Here is a 16,442-nt window from a genome sequence, read left to right on the forward strand (position 1 = left end):
GAACGGGGGATCAGGCGCTGCCGCGGGCCGCGGCAATGGCTGTGCGCAGGCGGTCGCGGTCGAGGGCGCCGGGCAGAAGATTTTGGCCGATGATGAAAGCGGGTGTGCCTTGCAACCCGAGCGCGGCGGCCTGCTGGCTGTTGTGGTCCATCAGCCCGTCCCACCGGTCGCGGTCCTGCCGGTAGGCGGCCAGCATTCCTGCGGGATCCTGCCCCGCGGCTGTCAGGGTGTCGCGGACCTCGTCTTCGGAGAGGCGTGCGGGCGTGGCCATCAGGGCCGCCTGCGCCGCAGCGTAGGCTCCTTCCTCCACCGCGCCCAGAACCAGCTGGGAGGCGAGGACCGAAGCCCCGCCAAAGATCGGCCAATCCTTCATCACCAAACGGAGATTGCCGTCGGCCTCCACCTCGGCCATCAGGTCGGCATGGCCGCGCTTGCAGAAGGGACACTGGTAGTCGAAGAACTCGACAACGGTCACGTCGCCTGCCGGATTGCCCAGCACCGGCTGATCGGGATCGTAAAGGACGTCATTGAGGGTCAGCTCGGTGCCATCGGCTGGCTGGCGCAACAGGGTCCAGGTCAGGCCGCCAAGGGTTGTCAGAACGGCGCCGAGGCCGGCGGAGGCCAGAAGGGCTCTGCGGTGAAGGATCATGCGGGGTCTCCGGAGGTCTGTTTGGCCTGAGCTGCCGCAGGCGGGGTAGTGCCTTGGCCCGACTGCGCCTTGGTCAGGACGACGACCTTGGTCATGCTGTCGGTGTTCCCGGCCAGGTGGATGATGTCCTGGTTGAAGAGGCGGATGCAGCCAGCCGAACTGGCCGTGCCGATCGACTGCGGATCGGGCGTGCCATGGATGCGGTAGAAGGTGTCGCCGCCGCTGTTGTGGATATAGAGGGCGCGGGCACCCATCGGGTTTGCCAGCCCGCCGTCCACGCCGCCCTTTGAGGGACCGTAGTATTCGGGGTTCTCGGCCAGCATGCTGTCGGTGGGGGTCCAGCGGGGCCAGTCGCGCTGATAGGGAATATGCGCCTCGCCGGTAAATCCGTATCCGGCGGCGCCCACGCCCACGGTATAGCGGATCGCCTTGTTGCCCGGCCGGACCTGGTAGAGCCGTTTGGCATGGGGATCGACAATGATCGTGCCGACCGGCTGGTCCGTCCAGTAATCCACCTCTTGCCGCGCCTTGTCTTCGGTCAGCAGATGCGCGGGAATGGCAGGGACCGTCAGATCCCCGTCGGGTTGGGCGGCATAAAGGGCTGCAGTTTCCGCACTGACCGGGGCAGGTGCCGGGGCAGGGGGTGGAGCCGCCGGGGCTGGTGGGGTAGTCTCGCAGGCCGCGAGCGCCAGCAAGGCGGAGCCAGCCAGAAGCGTTCTTACCAGATAGATCATTCTTGTTCCTTTGCGGTGTCGATCAGCGCGCGCAGGGCGGGCCCGGAGATCTCGCCCGTCTGAGCGGCGACGAGCGCGCTCTTGGCATCGAAGACGAGGGTCGAGGGCAGGCCCACGGCCCGCAGCCGGCCCATCAGGTGCCCCCGCGGGTCGCGCAGCATCCCATCCGCAGGCAGGCCCTCGGCAGCAAGGAAGGCCAGAATGCGATCCGCGCTTTCGCCCTGGTTGGCGAAGACGAAGGACACCTCGGGCATCTCGGCTGCCAGGGATGTCATCATCGGCATCTCGCGGCGGCAGGGCGGGCACCATGTCGCCCAGAGATTGACCACCGTCACCCGGTCCTGCCCGGCCAGTTGGACAGGGCTGCCGTCCAGGGCCAGAAGCTCCATCACCGGCAGGCGCATCTGCGGACGCGGCAGGGCCGCGGTGATCGCCTGATGAGCCATGGCCGTCAGGGCGGCGGCGACCAGCAAAGGCCGGAGAACCGCACCGCGCCCCTTGAGGAATGCGACCGCCAGGACCGCGCCCGCCGCAATCCAGCCGGCGCGGGCAGAAAAACCGCCCTGCCACAGCTTCAGCGCATCCAACGGCGCTGCTGCGAAGTCGTCCGCATGCGTGAGGACGAAGCCCAACCGTGCGCCGAGGATCCAGGCGAGGACCGCCCAGCCTGCCCAAGCCTCGATCGCGTGGGCGTGGCCTTTCTGGCGCTTGCGACGGGCCGCGATCTTGCTCACGGTCAGGAACAGCAGGACAGCCGCGATTGCTGCCAGGCGTGAGGCGTCGAAAACGAAAGGTCCAAGGGAGACCGCGTTCATGGAGCCACCTGCGCAATCGAGGTTAGCAGATCCGCTGTATCCACATCGCCGATCAGTCGGCTGCCCTGTGCCTCGGCCCCGGCAGCATCGACGAAGATCATGGTGGGGGGACCAGAAGCGGCGAGGGTCTTCATCACCGCCTGCGCCTCGGCATTGAAGTCGCTCACATCGACCTTGATGAGGGCCAGATCGCTGAGCGCGGCTGCCACCTCATGGTCCGACATGGGCCCTCGCTCGATCGAGCGGCAGGTCACACACCAGTCGGCGGTGACGTAGATCAGGGCGGGCTGTGTTCCATCCAGAGCAGTTTCCAAGGCCGTCCGGCTCGTCACGGTCTGGAACGGCACGGGTTCGGCGAGTGCTTGTGTCGTGCGTCCGGCCAGGGGTGCCAGGGGACGGGTCGGATCATCGGCACCCAAGGCGGCGCCGATGCCCTGGATCAGGCCGGCAAAAACCAGCAGCAGCCCGGTTCCGGCAGCGACGCGCATGGTGCGCGGCGCGCTTGGCGACAGACGGTCCAGGGCGCCCAAGGCCACGCCGCAGCCGGTCAGCAGCACCGACCACAGGAGCAGGATGATGGGTCCAGGCAGAATGCGTCCTGCCAGCCAGATGGCCATGGCGAGAAAGACGATACCGAAGGCCATCTTCACCCGCTCCATCCAGGCGCCACGGCGAGGCAGGATCTGCGGGCCGAAGACGCCCACGGCCAGCAGCGGCACGCCCTGCCCAAGGCCCAGGGCGAACAGCGCCGCCGCGCCCAAGGCCACATCCCCGGTCTGGGCAATATAGATGAGCGCTCCGGCCAGCGGCGCGGTCACGCACGGCCCCACGATCAGCGCCGAGCCGAAGCCAAGCACTGCCGCGCCGCCCAAGGAGCCTGTTGCACCCGTTCCCCGCGACAGCCGCGCCTGCCAGATGGCGGGCATCTGCAGTTCGAAGAGGCCGAACATCGACAACGCCAGCATCACGAAGATTGCCGCGATGACCCCGATCGCCGCTGGCGATTGCAGCACAGCCTGCAGGTTCGCGCCCGACCAGGCTGCCACGATGCCCAACAGGCCAAAGGCCGTGGCCATGGCGATTACATAAGCACCGGTGAGGGCCAGTCCGCGCCCTGCGGTCAGCCCCTGTCCCTGCCGGGTCAGCATCCCGGCCACGATCGGCACCATCGGCAGCACGCAAGGTGTCAGCGACAGCAGCAGGCCGAAGCCGAAGAAGCCTGCGAGGACCAGCAAAATGCCGCCGCGGCCTTCCAGGTCCGCGACAAGGCCACGGTCCTCCGCGATGGTCAGACCTGACTGCGGGGGTATGCTGGCGTCATCAGCCGACGAACCGGACGATTGCTCAGCACCGCCCTCGGCCTGCCAGGAGGCGAAGGGATCATCCTCGACAGCCTCCTGTGGCCGGATCGTGCCGTCGGCATCCAGCACCGCCTGCTGAGGGGCATAGCAGATGCCGTCCTGCTGGCAGCCCTGCCAGTGTAGCACCGTCAGCCCCTGGGGATCGGGGATGGTGATGGTTACCGGCGTTCGGTAAATCTCGTCGCGGCCCAGCCATGGGTCGTCGTAGATCTCCCCGTCGGGCAGGGTGAGGGGGAGGGAGGTGCCGTCCGGCGCCATGGCGGCAATCTTGCTGCGATAAAGGTAATAGCCCGGCTGCACGTCCCAGGAGACCTGCAGGTCCCCAGCGAGGGCGGGCGTGATCGTCAGAACGAAGGCTTCTGTCGGGTCGAGCGGGGGACCGGGCTCTGCACGTGCCGCCCCTGTCGCCATGGTCCATGCGGTGAGTGCCGCCAAGAGGATTCGTATCATCATGGTGTTGCGGCTAAGGAGGTCAGCTTAAGCCAGTCTTAAGCTTGCCCCGCCACACCCGGCCTCGAGGAACAGGAAAGGATGCCCATGCGGCTCTTGATCGTGGAAGATGACCCGGTGCTGTCCGAGGGCCTGGTGGTTGGCCTCGGCCTGTCGGGTTTTACCGTTGATGCTGTCGCGACACTTGCCGATGCGCGCGAAGCCCTGGCCCATAGCGAATTCGCTGGCATGGTGCTCGACATCATGCTGCCCGATGGCATGGGCACCGACCTCTTGGCCGAGATGCGGGCAGGCGGGAACATGCTGCCGGTGTTGCTGCTGACGGCGCGGGACCAGGTGCGCGACCGGGTCGCCGGGTTGGACACGGGTGCTGACGATTACCTGGGAAAGCCCTTCGACCTCGATGAACTGGCCGCACGGATCCGCGCGATGCTGCGCCGGCAGGGCGGCCGCGCCACACCCGTCCTCAACTGGAACGGGCTGGAACTGGACCCGGCCGCGATGACGGTGACACGAGATGGCCAGCTCCTGCGCCTGTCGCGGCGCGAGTTCGCCATCCTGCATGCCCTGGCAGAGCGTCCGGGGCGCATCCTCTCCCGCGCGCAACTCGAAGAACGGCTCTATGGCTGGCAGGAAGACGTCGAAAGCAACACGGTCGAGGTGCATATCCATCACTTGCGCGCCAAGCTCGGCCGCGAGGTGATCGAGACGGTGCGCGGTCTGGGTTACTGCATGCCGGTGTCTGGAACGAAGGCAGACTGATGTCGATCCGTCTTCGCCTCATCCTGATCCTGACGTTGGCCACCACTGCGGTCTGGCTGTCGGCGGTCCTCTGGATCAACATCTCGACCCGCGCTCAGGTCGAGCGTGTGCTGGATGCCCGCCTGTCCGAGGCAGCCAATATGGTCAGCTCGCTCATGGCCGACCGCCGGATTGCGCTGAACGACGCCGCAGCCGGGGCCACGATCGCCCTGCCAAGCGACGGCGGATACTCGCGCCAGCTGTCCTGCCAGATCTGGTCGCTGCAGGGCGACCTTCTGGGCGCGTCCTCGGGCGCGCCGGATGCAAGGCTTTCCGACGACGAGGGCTTTGCCACCACCCAGATCGACGGCGAGCCGTGGCGGGTCTTCACCGTGCTCAATCCCGACGTGGGGGTCCGCGTCATGGTCGGCGACCGGATGGAGGTGCGTGACCGTCTGGTGAGCGACGTGGTGCAAGGGCTTCTCTGGCCGCTGGCGGTGATCTTTCCCGCACTTGCCCTGCTGATCTGGATCAGCGTCGGGCGCGGCCTTGCACCGCTGGCGCATCTGGAAAGCGCCCTGCGCCAACGCCAGCCCGACGATTTGCGCCCCTTGCCGGAAGGCCGGGATCCGCGGGAGATCCGCCCCGTCCGCCGGGCGCTGAACAGCCTGTTCCATCGTCTCGAGAATGTCCGGCGCTCTGAGCGGGACTTCACCGCCTTTGCGGCCCATGAGCTGAAGACCCCTTTGGCCGGGTTGCGCACCCATGCGCAGATTGCCCGAATGGCCGTCGACCCGGCGGTGCGCGACCGTGCTCTGGCTTCCATCGCCACCTCGGTGGATCGCACCGACCGGATGGTGCGCCAGCTTCTGGACCTGACGGCCATTGATCAGGACGCGACGTCGGTCGAGCGTCTGGACATGGCGGAGTTGCTTGCCGATGTTGCCGATCAAGCCAAGGATCAGGCCGATGTCCGCCAGGTACGCCTGCTGATCGAGGCTGACAATCTTCCCCCGCTTTATGCGTCCCGCATCCTGGTTCACAGCGCCCTGCGCAATCTGGTCGAGAACGCGATCCAGCATTCCCCCGCCGGTGGGGTCGTCCGCCTGATCGCGACCTGCGACGGATCATCTGTGACCGTCCAGGTTCGCGACCAGGGACCCGGCATCCGGCCCGAGGACCGCGACCGCGTCACCGATCGGTTCTGGCGCGGTCCGGGCCGCGAGGTTCATGGCAGCGGCCTGGGACTTGCCATCGTTGCCGCCGCCGTTCAGCGCATGGGCGGACATCTGGAGGTGGGTAAAGGAACAGGAGGACAGCAGATGTCGATTGCCCTCCCGCTGTCGGATCTCGACGAAAGGTCCTGTTCTTAAGCTCCCCTTAAGCTTGGGGATCCAACCACCTTCCATGACGTGGCGCACCACATGGCGCCGTTTGGTTCAAGGATGATGCATGCACCGTCGAAACTTCCTCGTTGCCAGCACCGGTTTGCTGGTCTTGCCCACCGTCGCGCTTGCGCAACGGAACAATCCCATGCCCGAGGATCTGCGGAAGGCGCTCGAGCGTGATCCCACGGCGCCCGTCCTCGGAAATCCCAACGGCGACGTGACGCTGACCGAGTTCTTCGACTACAACTGCCCCTTCTGCCGCGAGATGGTCGACCCGATCCATCGCCTGATCCTGTCCGATCCGAACCTGCGGGTGGTCTTCCGCGAATGGCCGGTGTTCGGGCCGGACTCCGAGGACGCTGCTCGCGTCTCTCTCGCATCGCTGTCCCAAGGCCGCTACTGGCAGATGCACAAGGCCCTGTTCTCGATCAAGGGCAAGGCCAATGCCGATACCGCCCGGCAGGCGGCTGCAAAGGCTGGCGTTGACTGGGCCCGCCTGGAGCAGGACATCCAGTCCGAACGCGTGGAGCGCCACATCACCTACAGCTTCCTCTTGGCTGAACACATGGGCCTGATGGGCACGCCCTCCTTCATCGCGGGCGACGAGGGCGCCTTTGGGAAATATAGCCTGGACGACCTGAAGGGTCTGGTCCGGCGAGCACGGGAAACGATGGGGTAATCCTGAGACGCACAGATCAGCCGCGCATCTCTATAAGACCGGTCAATGAGAAGAAATCACAGCAGAGATGTGGGGACTGAATGAAGGTGCTGTTGGGCAGACGGCAATTTGCATTGTCTGGGCTGATCATGCTGGCCGCCTGCGCAGCACCTCTAAGCCGGCCGACCTTCAAGAAATACGCAGGCCCGCCGGTGACGGAAGTGAGAGTCTACAAAGCGCAACGACGCCTGCAGTTGCTCAGTGGGGACACCGTTCTGAAGTCCTACCAGGTCGGCCTTGGCAACGAGCCGATTGGTCACAAGCAATTCGAGGGGGACGGCAAGACGCCCGAAGGACTTTATTACCTTGACCGCTTCAACCCTCGAAGCAGCTATCATCTGTCTATTGGTATTTCCTATCCTGATAAGTGGGACAAAGCCCATGCCGCCGCCAGCAACCAAGATCCGGGCGGCGATATCATGATCCATGGCAGGGGACCGGACGGAAACAGGCTTGCGCCGCAAAACCGCGATTGGACCGCAGGATGCATTGCCGTCACGGACGACGAAATAGAAGACATCTATGCGATGCTTCAGCCGGGCACCCCCATAAGGATATTGCCCTGAGATCGACTATCATAAGGCTGCAATAGTCTGGGGGTGGCGTTGCCCGTCAATATCGGACGTATGGCGCGGCGGCCGACAAAAGAGGGCGCCCGCGGACGGCCTGAGACTGCCAAAAGACCCGTTGAATTGAACCAGCGAACACATGAGCAATAAAGGGTCCCATGGCAAACCGCCGACAACTTCTCGTCCTAGCTGGCGGACTGGCTGTCTGGGTCGGAGCGTTTCGTCTTGTCCCGCAGATAGCTGCCCAACTTGATGGATTTGAGTTCAGCCCGCTGCAGCAGGTTCCGGGCTTTCGCACCCTCTCATCCTCCGCCAGAACAAGTTCGCCAGGGAGCGGAAGCTTCGACTTCATGTCAGGACTTATGCCTGTCGAGCCTCTGCCAGCGGGACTGATGCAGCAGGTCAAAGCTGCGCCTGAAAGGTACTTGTTCAAAGCTATGGATGTCGGCAGGAGTACTACCCCCGTGGCATACTTCTTCGACTACTACTGCCCTTATTGCCGCGTGCTCTCAGCCCATCTGACGGAGCTTGCCGCTGCTTCGGAAATCGTCGTGACGCGTCAGCATTGGCCGATCTTCGGGGAAGCCTCCCTAGTGGCCGCCCGAGCCTCGCTGGCAGCAGAGATGCAGGGCGATACTGACAAGCTACACAGCAGGCTGCTGCGAACTCCAGGGCAGGTGACGCCGCAGTTCTTGCGTCGCATCGCGGAAGATGTAGGCCTGTCCTGGTCCTGGATGGAGCAGGACATGCAGGCAGATGCCGTCACGGCCTCGCTGGACCGCGCGCGCGCGCTTGCGCGACTTTTTTCCTTTGTCGGCACACCGAGCCTCGTGGTCGGTAGGACTGTTGCGGAGGGAGAAATATCACAGTCCCGCCTGCGCGACCTTGCCCGGCTGGAGCGTTCCGGACGCTAACGCTTGAAAGACCTGGCAGCAGGCTTGGCAAAAGGGCGCATCACATGCTCCTCGAAACTATCGTGTGATGCGTTCCAGATTGGAATGTGCCACTCATTGTTGAGCACAGAAAGTCGCATTTCAGGATAGCGCGTCCCCCGGTAGCCACTACCTATAGTGATAATGAAGATTATGAAGTTTTATCAGTATCTTGAATGATTTTCATGTTCCGATACCAAGCCAGCCTCTTGCACGCGGCTCAGTATGATCTGTCCGGGTACGGCGGGATCAACTCGTTAAGTCGCGCTAAGCCACCAGGAGTTGTCACGGCTTTGAGTTGCCCGCTAACCTTCTCTAGGTCACTCGCGTCTGAAATCCTCAGCGACCCGGCCGATCTGGTGCATGCGCTCATGCAGGACTGTCACAATGCCGATGTCGCCATTGGACAATCGGCACCAGTAGACGAAGTGGTGCTCGTAGCGGAAGAAGAAGCCGTTCACGCCGAACTCGGCCGGGATCGGGCGTGAGGCAACCCCATGAGCCTCGATCCGCTCGAACGCTTCGAAAAGCCCAACGAGATAATCATCGGCTGGCGGTTCGCCCCAGCGTTCACGGGTATAGCGATAGATGTCGTCCAACCGCAGTGATGCGGCCTCTTGAATGCGAACAGCGGCCATGATCAGCCCTTGTTGCGCGCGATCACCTCAGCTGCCGTCAGGGGTCCATAGCTGTTCTCAGGCGCGGCGAACGCCCGGGTGAGCTCGGTTTGCAAGCGCACAAAAGCTTCCGTCTCGACCCGCTCCTTGTCGCGGCGGATCAGGTCTCGGACATATTCACTGACATTCTCATAGGATCCATCCTTGCCGACATTGGTCGCAACGAAGTCACTCAGTACCGGGCCGAGCCGCACGGTCATGGTTGTGGTTTGAGCCATGGAAGGTCCTTTCTGATCACGTCTTCAATATGACCATTATTGAATACGAGGCAAGAAGTAGGTGCTTCTGGCTACTGCTTGCCTGTGTTCTAGAGGCGCAAGCGGACGCGTTGTTCAGGGGCCCCTGCTCTTCACACCAAATTCTCCTTTTACTCCCTTCGCGCTTTTCCAGACGGACGCTATCATCGGCTTCACTGCTGCTGGTCTGGTCACCACAGCATGTCCCAAATACCATTGGCGTCCGCTCAGCCATCCCCATTCGGACATTGCCGGGAAGGACTCGAAGCGGTGAGATGCGAAGCTGGGATACGTGTCGCTAAGCCGACTTTCCAATCATTCTTTGCACTTACGAAGATCGATGTGAGGATGCGAAAAGCCAGCCCTGTAGTGAAGGCGGCCCTGTCTTCACCACCTGCATGAAACAGATGCTTCAAGAATACCGGCATTCACAAAGCAGCCGCCCTCATTCCTCGCTCATCAATCGGCAGGCTCTGAAGCTTGGAGCCTGCCATCTGTATCTGTGATCAGGCGTAAATCATGACCGGAGTGCGAAGCTGCAGCATGGCATAAACATCTTCGATCTCGTCATCGGTGAGTGCGATACAGCCGGCCGTCCAATCCCGATTTTTGGGAGCCAGCTTTCTGCCCTCCGGACCGCGGCCATGGAACATGATGTCGCCCCCCGCATCGCGGCCAAACTGTGCGGCATAAGCCTTGTCCTGCTCATTCGGGTAGGAAATGCCCACTGACAGATGGTATCGGCTGCGCGGGTTGAAGCGGTCCACGAAATAAAGCCCTTCAGGTGTCTTTCCATCACCCTCGAACTGCTTATGGCCGACAGGCTGATTGCCCAGGCCAAAATCATAGGACTTCAGCACGGTCTGACCGCTGAGCAGGTGCATTCTCCGCTGCGCCTTCTGAACCACAATCTGTGTGACGGGAGGACCGAAGTAATGCTTGAACTCAGGAACATCGCCTGACCAGTTGCTCGATCCCGACCTCCCGCAGGCAGCAAGAGCGGCAATCAATCCAAGGGAAACATGGCGGCGGTTCAAGATGGACATGGAAACAGATTTTTCTTGAGAATGAGTGGGAAGAGCTATGCAGCGGGATAATGGGTGAAGACTTCGCTGGTGCCGTCCTTGCGAACCAACAGGACATCATAGGCATCCCGCTTGGTCTCGGGTCCCATGCCAGGGCTGCCATAAGGCATACCGGGCACTGTGATGCCGCGGGCATCGGGTCGTACCTGCAGAAGCTTGCGAATATCGGCTGCGGGAACATGACCCTCGATGAAGTAGCCGCCGACCGAGCCGGTGTGGCAGGACGAGAGTTCGATGGGCACACCCAAGTCCAACTTGTGCTGCATGAGAAGCGTGCCGAAGCGCTCCTCATGCGTCACCTCGAAACCGCTTTCCTGCAGGTAGCGGGTCCACTGCTTGCAGCACTCGCAGCCCGTCCCTTCGACCACATGGATGGTGGTCGCACTGCCAGAAAGGGCAAATTGCGGCACAGCACTCGCGGCCGCCGCACACAGCAGGGTGCGTCGTGTCAATCTTGTCATCGTCTATCCCTCTTGCTTCAGCGCCTGCCTGATCTTTGGCACGGCAGCTTGCGGATTTTCATGCAGGTCGATGATCCTCGCCAAGCGCCCATCCGCGCGGAACACGAGCACACCGGAAGTGTGGTCCATCGTGTAATCGCCGTCTTGCCGGAGGACGCGCCGGTATGTCGCGCCAAATGCCTCGGCAGCGCGGGCAATCTCGGCAGGCGTGCCGGTCAGGCCAGTGATGCGCGGATCAAAGTTTGACAGATAGTCTGCCAGGACCTCGGGATTGTCGCGCTCAGGATCGACCGTGACCAGATGACCGGCCAACCGATCGGCGTCAGGCCCCAACTCTTCCAGCCAGTCGCTGATGTTCAGAAGCGTCATCGGGCAGACGTCCGGGCACCAGGTGAAGCCGAAAAAGACCAGGTTCGCCTGTCCGAGCCAGTCCTGCGGCTCAACCTGCTCGCCCTCGTGGCTGGTGAGTTGCCACGTCATCGCGCTCGGATCGGCGGCGCGTATCCGGGCGGCGGACGCAGCCTTCTTTTCCTGCCACGGCAGATCACCGCTCTGCCACGCGCCGAGGGTCAGCATGAAGCCAAAGGCTGCAAGGAGGCCGGCACCGCCAAGGATCAGGGTGCGACGCCGCATGCCGCCTCTCGTGCCCGGATCGGCAAAACCTCAGTGTCGATCGAAACCTCGCCGGCCTTCTCGAACTGCAGCGTCACGGGGAAGCTTTCCCCTTCCTTCAACTCCGCTTCGAGGTTCATGAGCATGCCGTGATACCCGCCCGGTGCCAGACTGACGGTTTTTCCTGCGGGAATGTCGATGGCGTCCGCATGCGGCATGCTGGCGACACCGTCCTTCGTTACTGTTTCATGGAGCATGGGCATGCCTGCCACGCGCGTTTCGATCCCGGTCAGGCGGTCATCCGTGCTGCCGTTGTTCTGGATGGTGACGTAGAACACGGCCGGACGCGCGGTTCCGATGGTGGCGCGGGACCAAGCCGCACGGACCGAAAGGTCGCCTTGGGACACCTCGGCGCACTCGGCAAGCGCAAGAGCGGGCAGCACTGCGGCGAGCCCCAAACCCGCGATGATCGGCTTTATCATGTTACAGGCGTCCTTTGAGATCAGCAGTGATGTCGTCGGCGGGAGTTCCATATTCGAACTGGCGCAACCAATCGCCGCGAGGCCCGAGCAGGTAAAGGCTGGAGCTATGCGACATTGTGTAGCCCCCGGGCGCTGACGCCGCCTTTTCCGGATCGGCGAAGACCTTGAAGCTCTCCACGGCGGCACGGGTCGAGGCCTCGTCTCCGGCGAGCCCGAGGATGGCAGGATGGAAAGCAGCCAAATATTCGTCGAGGCCGCTCGCGCGGTCACGGGCCGGATCGACCGAGATGAACACGGGCTGCACCTTCTCGGCTTGTGGTCCCAGATCATCCATGACCTGGGCTACTTCCGACATGGTGGTCGGGCAGATGTCAGGGCAGTTGGTAAAGCCGAAGAAGACAAGAACATACTTGCCCTTGAACTCCTCGGTCGTGTGGATGGCACCCGTCTCATCCGGCAGGGAAAACGCCGGCCGAAAAGCAGCTGCTTGCTCTTGTCGATCAGCACGCCAGAGCAGCACGCCAACAACGACAAGGGAGACCGCCACGGCGATCCAAAGGGCAATCCTGATTGTCTTCAGCATAGTGATATTCCATCTTCGCAACCGCCGCGTAGCACCTCTAGCCACATGAGGTTCAAGCGGCTTCATGCGGCCTCACAGTTTTGTCAGATCATTGTTGTGTGGTGCGCCTTTCGATGGATCAGGATCGCAACCCGATCCAACGCGGCACTTGTGCGCTCCATCTGCGGTATGCCGCACCGTGAGCCGCAAGCAGGACGCGCTCCTCTGTCCGGATCTGCACCGAAGCTGATGTGATGAAAAGAAGAACTGCCAGTAGCCCCGGCAGGGATGGGATTGCCAAAGCTATGCCCATCAGCAGCATGGCTTGCCCCACAAAGGTCGGGTTGCGGCTGAAGCGGAAAAGCCCGCCTGTGACCAAGGCACCGCTTTCACCCTGTCTGACGCCGACTCGCCAGGATGCTCCCATGGACATCTGCGCTGCAAAGGCCAGCATCGCACCTGTCACGGCGAGAAGCACACCTGCAACTCCCATCACGTGATGCCGGCCTTCGGTCCAGAACGGGTCCAGCTTGTGCAACATTGGAAAGACCAGCCACAAAAGCGGTCCGAGGAGCGCCAGCACGAAGGCCAGGCGAAAGCCAAGCGCAGCAAGACGCTCGGTCCCTCGTGCCCGCCCGAACAGCCAAATCGGTCGTCGCGCGGCACGTGCGGCCTCAATCGTGCCCCAGGCAAAAAACGTCAGATAGAGCGCCATGATGCCGAGGGCGATCCATCCCGTCTCTCCCAGCATCTCAGGCCTCCTTTGTCGGATCGAAACCCAGCAGACGCAGGGCGTTGAGCGTGACCAGAACCGTGGCCCCGGTATCGGCCAGAATGGCGATCCAGAGGCCGGTGATGCCCAGCACCGAGGTCACGAGGAACACGGCTTTCAGCCCAAGCGCCAGCGTCACGTTCTGCCTGATGTTGCCCATGGTCGCGCGGGCCAGCCGGATCAGGGCAGGGGCGTCGGTCACCCGATCCCGCAGGATCGCGCCGTCAGCCGTTTCCAGCGCCACATCGGTGCCTGAACCCATTGCCACGCCAACCCGCGCTTCCTTCAAGGCAGGGGCGTCGTTGATGCCGTCGCCGATCATCATGACGCTGCCCTGGCGGTTCAGGTCGCGGATCGCAGTCAGCTTGTCCTCGGGCATCATCCCGGCGCGGAAGTCTAGCTCAAGGTTTTGGGCAATGGCCGCTGCCGTGCGAGGATTGTCGCCGGTCAGCATGGTGGCACTGACGCCCAAGGCGCGCAGTTGACGAACAGCCTCGGCCGCATCCTCGCGCGGCTCGTCCTGCATGGCGATCAGCCCAAGCGGCTGCCCGGCCCGGAACACGGCAACAACGGTCTTGCCTTCCTTTTCCAACATCGTCGCGCGATGCAGGGCAACTTCGCCGATCCCGCCGATATCTGCAGCATGGGACGGTGAGGACACCCAGGCTTTTGCCTCGCCAACGATGGCTTCGACGCCTCGTCCCGCGAGAACGCGTGCGTCACGCGCAGCCGGGACCGGCACCTCGACCGCCTTGGCCCGGCGCAGGATCGCCTGAGCGAGAGGATGGTTTGAGCCGGCCTCGACGCTGGCCGCAACGGCCAGGAGTTCGGCTTCGGCAACGCCGGGGGCAGGGATCAGGTCAGTCACAGCCGGTTTGCCGCGCGTCAGGGTGCCAGTCTTGTCTAAGGCGACATGGTTGGTCCTTGCTGCCGCCTCGATGACGGCGCCGCCCTTCATCAGCAGCCCGCGCTTCGCTCCCGAGGATAGCGCCGAGGCGATGGAAGCCGGGACCGAGATCACCAGCGCGCAAGGGCAGCCGATCAGCAGCAGCGCCAAGCCGCGATAGATCCAGGTGCTCCAGTCCTGACCGAAGGCCAGCGGCGGAACCAGAACAACCAGCGCCGACAGCGCAATAACGGCGGGCATGTAGATCCGCGAGAAGCGGTCGATGAACCGTTCCGTGGGGGCGCGGGCCTCTTCGGCCTCTTCCACCAGGCGGATAATGCGCGCGATGGTATTGTCACTCGGGTCTTTGGTGACTCGGATGCGCAGGGCCGCTTCGCTGTTGATGGAGCCGGCAAAGACGCTATCCCCCACGCTCCGGGTCACCGGCACGCTTTCACCGGTCACCGGACTTTCGTCGATGCCGCTTGTGCCCTCTATGATATCGCCGTCCGCAGGAATGCGATCACCGGGACGGACAAGAACGACTTGTCCGATCTCCAGACTGTCGGCCGGAACGGTTCGTGTCTGGCCGGCAGCTTCCAGCAAGGCAGTCTTCGGCACGAGGTTTGCCAAGGCCCGGATGCCTTGGCGTGCCTTGCCAGCCGCGACGCCTTCAAGAACCTCCCCTACGGCAAACAGGAAGATGACCAAAGCCGCTTCTTCCGCAGCGCCGATGAGCAGAGCGCCTCCGGCAGCGATGGTCATCAGGCTCTCGATGGTGAAGGGCTGCCCCATGCGCAGCGCCTCGAAGGCGCGCTTTGCCACTGGAACAACCCCGATCAGGCATGCAGCGACAAAGGCCCAGTAGCCTGCCTCGGCAGAGGACAGCAACTCGACCAACCATGCGATAGCCAGCAGGCTGCCAGTCAAAATGACAAGCCGACCCCTTCCTGTCTGATGCCAGGATTTGTCCCGCTCGATAGGGGCGGCTTGCGCGTGACCATGATCATGCTGCGCCGGAGCAACGGCTTTGACATCATCCATGTCCTCCGAGGTCTTTGCCTGAGAGACTGGCATAGCATCCGGCAACACGAATGCCTTCTTGCGCGGTGCCTCTTGTCCTTTGGGCGCGATCCCGAAGCCCATCTTGCGGATGGTGCCCTCGATAATCTCCGGCTCCGTCGTGCCGGGGGCCAGGTTCAGCGACAGCCGTTCTGCCATCAGCGCCACCTTGACATCGCTGACGCCTGGCAGCCGTTCCACTGCTCGCGTCACCTTTGTCGTGCAGGACGCGCAGTCCATGCCCGTCACGGTCCACTCACGCCGCTCTGTTGTTTCAACCGCCATGTTGCTTCTCGCTTGAAGTCTTTTCTTCATCGAGTCGGCAAGATAGGAGCTCTAGCAACTAGAGGTTCAAGAGGTTTCTCATGCTGAGCATCGGAAAACTGAGCGCGGCCACCGGCGTCAAGGTGCCGACCATCCGCTACTACGAGGAGATCGGTCTTTTGCCGGAGGCGGAGCGCAGCGCAGGCAACCAGCGGCTCTATGGCGTGAAGGAGCAGGAGCGGCTCGCCTTTATCCGCCACTCCCGTGAACTCGGCTTTCCGCTGGACGACATCCGGGAACTGCTCAGTCTTTCGGACCAGCCCGACATGTCTTGCGCTGCTGCCGATGTTATCGCCACGCGCCAGCTTGTCTCGGTCAAGGACCGCATTACGCGCCTTCAGGTCCTGCAGCAGGAACTGGAACGCATGCTGACGCAATGCGCCCAGGGCACGATCTCGGACTGCAAGGTCATCGAAGTGCTAAGCAACCACGAGAACTGCCTGCATGCACATCACGGAGAAGTCTGAGAGGCGTATGCTTGATTGACTATCATTCTCAGGTAGCTAGAGCCTGGATTACCCGGCATTCAGATACCTTGCCTCGTTTGCATTCTCTGACCATTCGGGATAGTTCATCCTGCAGAAGACGCAGAGGGGCAATGCGGCTTTCGACTGCCTCAAGCTGCTCTTGGGCAATGCGGCTCGCATCTTCACACGATGCTTCTGGCCGCTCTTGCAAGGCCAGCAGGATGCGGATGCTTGGCAGATCAAAGCCAAGCTCACGAGCATGGCGGATGAAGCCCAAACGTTCGGCATCGACGGGGCTGTAGGTGCGTCGTCCGTTCAGCTGGCGAGCAGGCTTTGGCAAAACCCCAATACGCTCATAATAGCGGATCGTCTCAATGTTCACGCCTGCCTGCCGGGATAAATCGCCGATCTGCATCTTTTTGCCTTGCTCCTGTAGTCGCTACAGGTTGTAGCAGGGCA

At 62.8% G+C, this 16,442-nt stretch carries 20 protein-coding genes; 6 read left to right on the forward strand and 14 right to left on the reverse strand.

Annotated elements, in window-relative coordinates:
- Positions 1–10 precede the first annotated feature (10 nt).
- Genes RAH32_RS15940 through dsbD form a run of 4 tightly spaced genes read right to left on the reverse strand, consistent with a single transcriptional unit; the run spans position 11 to position 4,012 of the window.
- A complete protein-coding gene (locus RAH32_RS15940; protein ID WP_103174131.1) occupies positions 11–649 on the reverse strand; it encodes a DsbA family protein in 639 nt (212 codons plus the stop codon).
- Positions 646–1,383: a L,D-transpeptidase gene (locus RAH32_RS15945; RefSeq protein WP_103174130.1), complete on the reverse strand. Its 738-nt coding sequence runs from the start codon at positions 1,381–1,383 to the stop codon at positions 646–648. The genes RAH32_RS15940 and RAH32_RS15945 overlap by 4 nt, the downstream gene beginning before the upstream one ends.
- A complete protein-coding gene (locus tag RAH32_RS15950; protein WP_103174129.1) occupies positions 1,380–2,198 on the reverse strand; it encodes a TlpA disulfide reductase family protein in 819 nt (272 codons plus the stop codon). The genes RAH32_RS15945 and RAH32_RS15950 overlap by 4 nt, the downstream gene beginning before the upstream one ends.
- Positions 2,195–4,012 (reverse strand): protein-disulfide reductase DsbD, encoded by a 1,818-nt coding sequence (dsbD, locus tag RAH32_RS15955; protein ID WP_239986108.1) that lies wholly within the window; start codon positions 4,010–4,012, stop codon positions 2,195–2,197. Before dsbD ends, RAH32_RS15950 begins: the two co-directional genes overlap by 4 nt.
- A gap of 84 nt (positions 4,013–4,096) precedes the next feature.
- Between dsbD and RAH32_RS15960 the strand changes: the two genes are divergently transcribed.
- The 5 genes from RAH32_RS15960 (at position 4,097) to RAH32_RS15980 (ending at position 8,339) form a co-directional block, all read left to right on the forward strand.
- The gene (locus tag RAH32_RS15960; protein WP_103174128.1) at positions 4,097–4,771 is read left to right on the forward strand and encodes a winged helix-turn-helix domain-containing protein; all 675 of its coding nucleotides are present in this window, start codon (positions 4,097–4,099) and stop codon (positions 4,769–4,771) included.
- Complete coding sequence (locus RAH32_RS15965; RefSeq protein WP_239986107.1) at positions 4,771–6,123, forward strand: sensor histidine kinase; 1,353 nt, start codon at positions 4,771–4,773, stop codon at positions 6,121–6,123. The genes RAH32_RS15960 and RAH32_RS15965 overlap by 1 nt, the downstream gene beginning before the upstream one ends.
- Before the next feature lie 79 nt (positions 6,124–6,202).
- Positions 6,203–6,817: a DsbA family protein gene (locus RAH32_RS15970; RefSeq protein ID WP_306609163.1), complete on the forward strand. Its 615-nt coding sequence runs from the start codon at positions 6,203–6,205 to the stop codon at positions 6,815–6,817.
- A gap of 80 nt (positions 6,818–6,897) precedes the next feature.
- On the forward strand, positions 6,898–7,422 hold the full coding sequence (locus RAH32_RS15975) for a L,D-transpeptidase family protein (protein WP_103174125.1): 525 nt from the start codon (positions 6,898–6,900) through the stop codon (positions 7,420–7,422).
- A gap of 395 nt (positions 7,423–7,817) precedes the next feature.
- Positions 7,818–8,339 (forward strand): DsbA family protein, encoded by a 522-nt coding sequence (locus RAH32_RS15980; protein WP_158248027.1) that lies wholly within the window; start codon positions 7,818–7,820, stop codon positions 8,337–8,339.
- Between the two features lie 338 nt (positions 8,340–8,677).
- Here RAH32_RS15980 and RAH32_RS15985 read toward each other — a convergent pair whose 3' ends face one another.
- From RAH32_RS15985 to RAH32_RS16025, 9 genes are all read right to left on the reverse strand, one after another.
- The gene (locus RAH32_RS15985) at positions 8,678–8,995 is read right to left on the reverse strand and encodes a type II toxin-antitoxin system RelE/ParE family toxin (RefSeq protein ID WP_306609166.1); all 318 of its coding nucleotides are present in this window, start codon (positions 8,993–8,995) and stop codon (positions 8,678–8,680) included.
- 2 nt (positions 8,996–8,997) lie between these two features.
- Positions 8,998–9,252: a ribbon-helix-helix domain-containing protein gene (locus tag RAH32_RS15990; RefSeq protein ID WP_103174122.1), complete on the reverse strand. Its 255-nt coding sequence runs from the start codon at positions 9,250–9,252 to the stop codon at positions 8,998–9,000.
- Between the two features lie 524 nt (positions 9,253–9,776).
- Positions 9,777–10,316 (reverse strand): L,D-transpeptidase family protein, encoded by a 540-nt coding sequence (locus tag RAH32_RS15995; protein ID WP_103174121.1) that lies wholly within the window; start codon positions 10,314–10,316, stop codon positions 9,777–9,779.
- Positions 10,317–10,351: 35 nt separating this feature from the next.
- Positions 10,352–10,816 (reverse strand): DUF411 domain-containing protein, encoded by a 465-nt coding sequence (locus tag RAH32_RS16000; protein ID WP_103174120.1) that lies wholly within the window; start codon positions 10,814–10,816, stop codon positions 10,352–10,354.
- A 3-nt stretch (positions 10,817–10,819) separates the two neighbouring features.
- Positions 10,820–11,449 (reverse strand): SCO family protein, encoded by a 630-nt coding sequence (locus RAH32_RS16005; protein WP_103174119.1) that lies wholly within the window; start codon positions 11,447–11,449, stop codon positions 10,820–10,822.
- On the reverse strand, positions 11,431–11,961 hold the full coding sequence (locus tag RAH32_RS16010; RefSeq protein WP_306609170.1) for a copper chaperone PCu(A)C: 531 nt from the start codon (positions 11,959–11,961) through the stop codon (positions 11,431–11,433). Before RAH32_RS16010 ends, RAH32_RS16005 begins: the two co-directional genes overlap by 19 nt.
- The gene (locus RAH32_RS16015; protein WP_306609172.1) at positions 11,912–12,493 is read right to left on the reverse strand and encodes an SCO family protein; all 582 of its coding nucleotides are present in this window, start codon (positions 12,491–12,493) and stop codon (positions 11,912–11,914) included. The genes RAH32_RS16010 and RAH32_RS16015 overlap by 50 nt, the downstream gene beginning before the upstream one ends.
- Before the next feature lie 118 nt (positions 12,494–12,611).
- Positions 12,612–13,223 carry a methyltransferase family protein gene (locus RAH32_RS16020; RefSeq protein ID WP_103175145.1) on the reverse strand — a complete coding sequence of 204 codons (612 nt, stop codon included), beginning with the start codon at positions 13,221–13,223 and terminating at the stop codon, positions 12,612–12,614.
- A 1-nt stretch (position 13,224) separates the two neighbouring features.
- A complete protein-coding gene (locus RAH32_RS16025; RefSeq protein WP_306609177.1) occupies positions 13,225–15,477 on the reverse strand; it encodes a heavy metal translocating P-type ATPase in 2,253 nt (750 codons plus the stop codon).
- Between the two features lie 80 nt (positions 15,478–15,557).
- On the opposite strand from RAH32_RS16025, the gene RAH32_RS16030 reads away from it, so the two are divergent.
- Positions 15,558–15,983 (forward strand): MerR family transcriptional regulator, encoded by a 426-nt coding sequence (locus tag RAH32_RS16030; protein WP_103175177.1) that lies wholly within the window; start codon positions 15,558–15,560, stop codon positions 15,981–15,983.
- Positions 15,984–16,011: 28 nt separating this feature from the next.
- Here the strand turns inward: RAH32_RS16030 and RAH32_RS16035 are convergent, their stop codons facing one another.
- Complete coding sequence (locus RAH32_RS16035; protein ID WP_306609179.1) at positions 16,012–16,398, reverse strand: MerR family transcriptional regulator; 387 nt, start codon at positions 16,396–16,398, stop codon at positions 16,012–16,014.
- Between the last annotated feature and the right edge of the window lie 44 nt (positions 16,399–16,442).

This window comes from Paracoccus yibinensis (genome assembly GCF_030846195.1).
Lineage (GTDB): Bacteria > Pseudomonadota > Alphaproteobacteria > Rhodobacterales > Rhodobacteraceae > Paracoccus > Paracoccus yibinensis.

Bases quoted from the DNA above. Each gene is read 5' to 3' on its own strand.
- RAH32_RS15990 (WP_103174122.1), bottom strand. From the start codon at position 9,252: ATGGCTCAAACCACAACCATGACCGTGCGGCTCGGCCCGGTACTGAGT.
- RAH32_RS15995 (WP_103174121.1), bottom strand. From the start codon at position 10,316: ATGTCCATCTTGAACCGCCGCCATGTTTCCCTTGGATTGATTGCCGCT.
- RAH32_RS16035 (WP_306609179.1), bottom strand. From the start codon at position 16,398: ATGCAGATCGGCGATTTATCCCGGCAGGCAGGCGTGAACATTGAGACG.
- RAH32_RS15960 (WP_103174128.1), top strand. From the start codon at position 4,097: ATGCGGCTCTTGATCGTGGAAGATGACCCGGTGCTGTCCGAGGGCCTG.
- RAH32_RS15950 (WP_103174129.1), bottom strand. From the start codon at position 2,198: ATGAACGCGGTCTCCCTTGGACCTTTCGTTTTCGACGCCTCACGCCTG.
- RAH32_RS16020 (WP_103175145.1), bottom strand. From the start codon at position 13,223: ATGCTGGGAGAGACGGGATGGATCGCCCTCGGCATCATGGCGCTCTAT.
- RAH32_RS16030 (WP_103175177.1), top strand. From the start codon at position 15,558: ATGCTGAGCATCGGAAAACTGAGCGCGGCCACCGGCGTCAAGGTGCCG.
- RAH32_RS16005 (WP_103174119.1), bottom strand. From the start codon at position 11,449: ATGCGGCGTCGCACCCTGATCCTTGGCGGTGCCGGCCTCCTTGCAGCC.
- RAH32_RS16025 (WP_306609177.1), bottom strand. From the start codon at position 15,477: ATGGCGGTTGAAACAACAGAGCGGCGTGAGTGGACCGTGACGGGCATG.
- RAH32_RS16000 (WP_103174120.1), bottom strand. From the start codon at position 10,816: ATGACAAGATTGACACGACGCACCCTGCTGTGTGCGGCGGCCGCGAGT.
- RAH32_RS15965 (WP_239986107.1), top strand. From the start codon at position 4,771: ATGTCGATCCGTCTTCGCCTCATCCTGATCCTGACGTTGGCCACCACT.
- RAH32_RS16010 (WP_306609170.1), bottom strand. From the start codon at position 11,961: ATGGAACTCCCGCCGACGACATCACTGCTGATCTCAAAGGACGCCTGT.
- RAH32_RS15970 (WP_306609163.1), top strand. From the start codon at position 6,203: ATGCACCGTCGAAACTTCCTCGTTGCCAGCACCGGTTTGCTGGTCTTG.
- RAH32_RS16015 (WP_306609172.1), bottom strand. From the start codon at position 12,493: ATGCTGAAGACAATCAGGATTGCCCTTTGGATCGCCGTGGCGGTCTCC.
- RAH32_RS15985 (WP_306609166.1), bottom strand. From the start codon at position 8,995: ATGGCCGCTGTTCGCATTCAAGAGGCCGCATCACTGCGGTTGGACGAC.
- dsbD (WP_239986108.1), bottom strand. From the start codon at position 4,012: ATGATGATACGAATCCTCTTGGCGGCACTCACCGCATGGACCATGGCG.
- RAH32_RS15975 (WP_103174125.1), top strand. From the start codon at position 6,898: ATGAAGGTGCTGTTGGGCAGACGGCAATTTGCATTGTCTGGGCTGATC.
- RAH32_RS15945 (WP_103174130.1), bottom strand. From the start codon at position 1,383: ATGATCTATCTGGTAAGAACGCTTCTGGCTGGCTCCGCCTTGCTGGCG.
- RAH32_RS15940 (WP_103174131.1), bottom strand. From the start codon at position 649: ATGATCCTTCACCGCAGAGCCCTTCTGGCCTCCGCCGGCCTCGGCGCC.
- RAH32_RS15980 (WP_158248027.1), top strand. From the start codon at position 7,818: ATGCAGCAGGTCAAAGCTGCGCCTGAAAGGTACTTGTTCAAAGCTATG.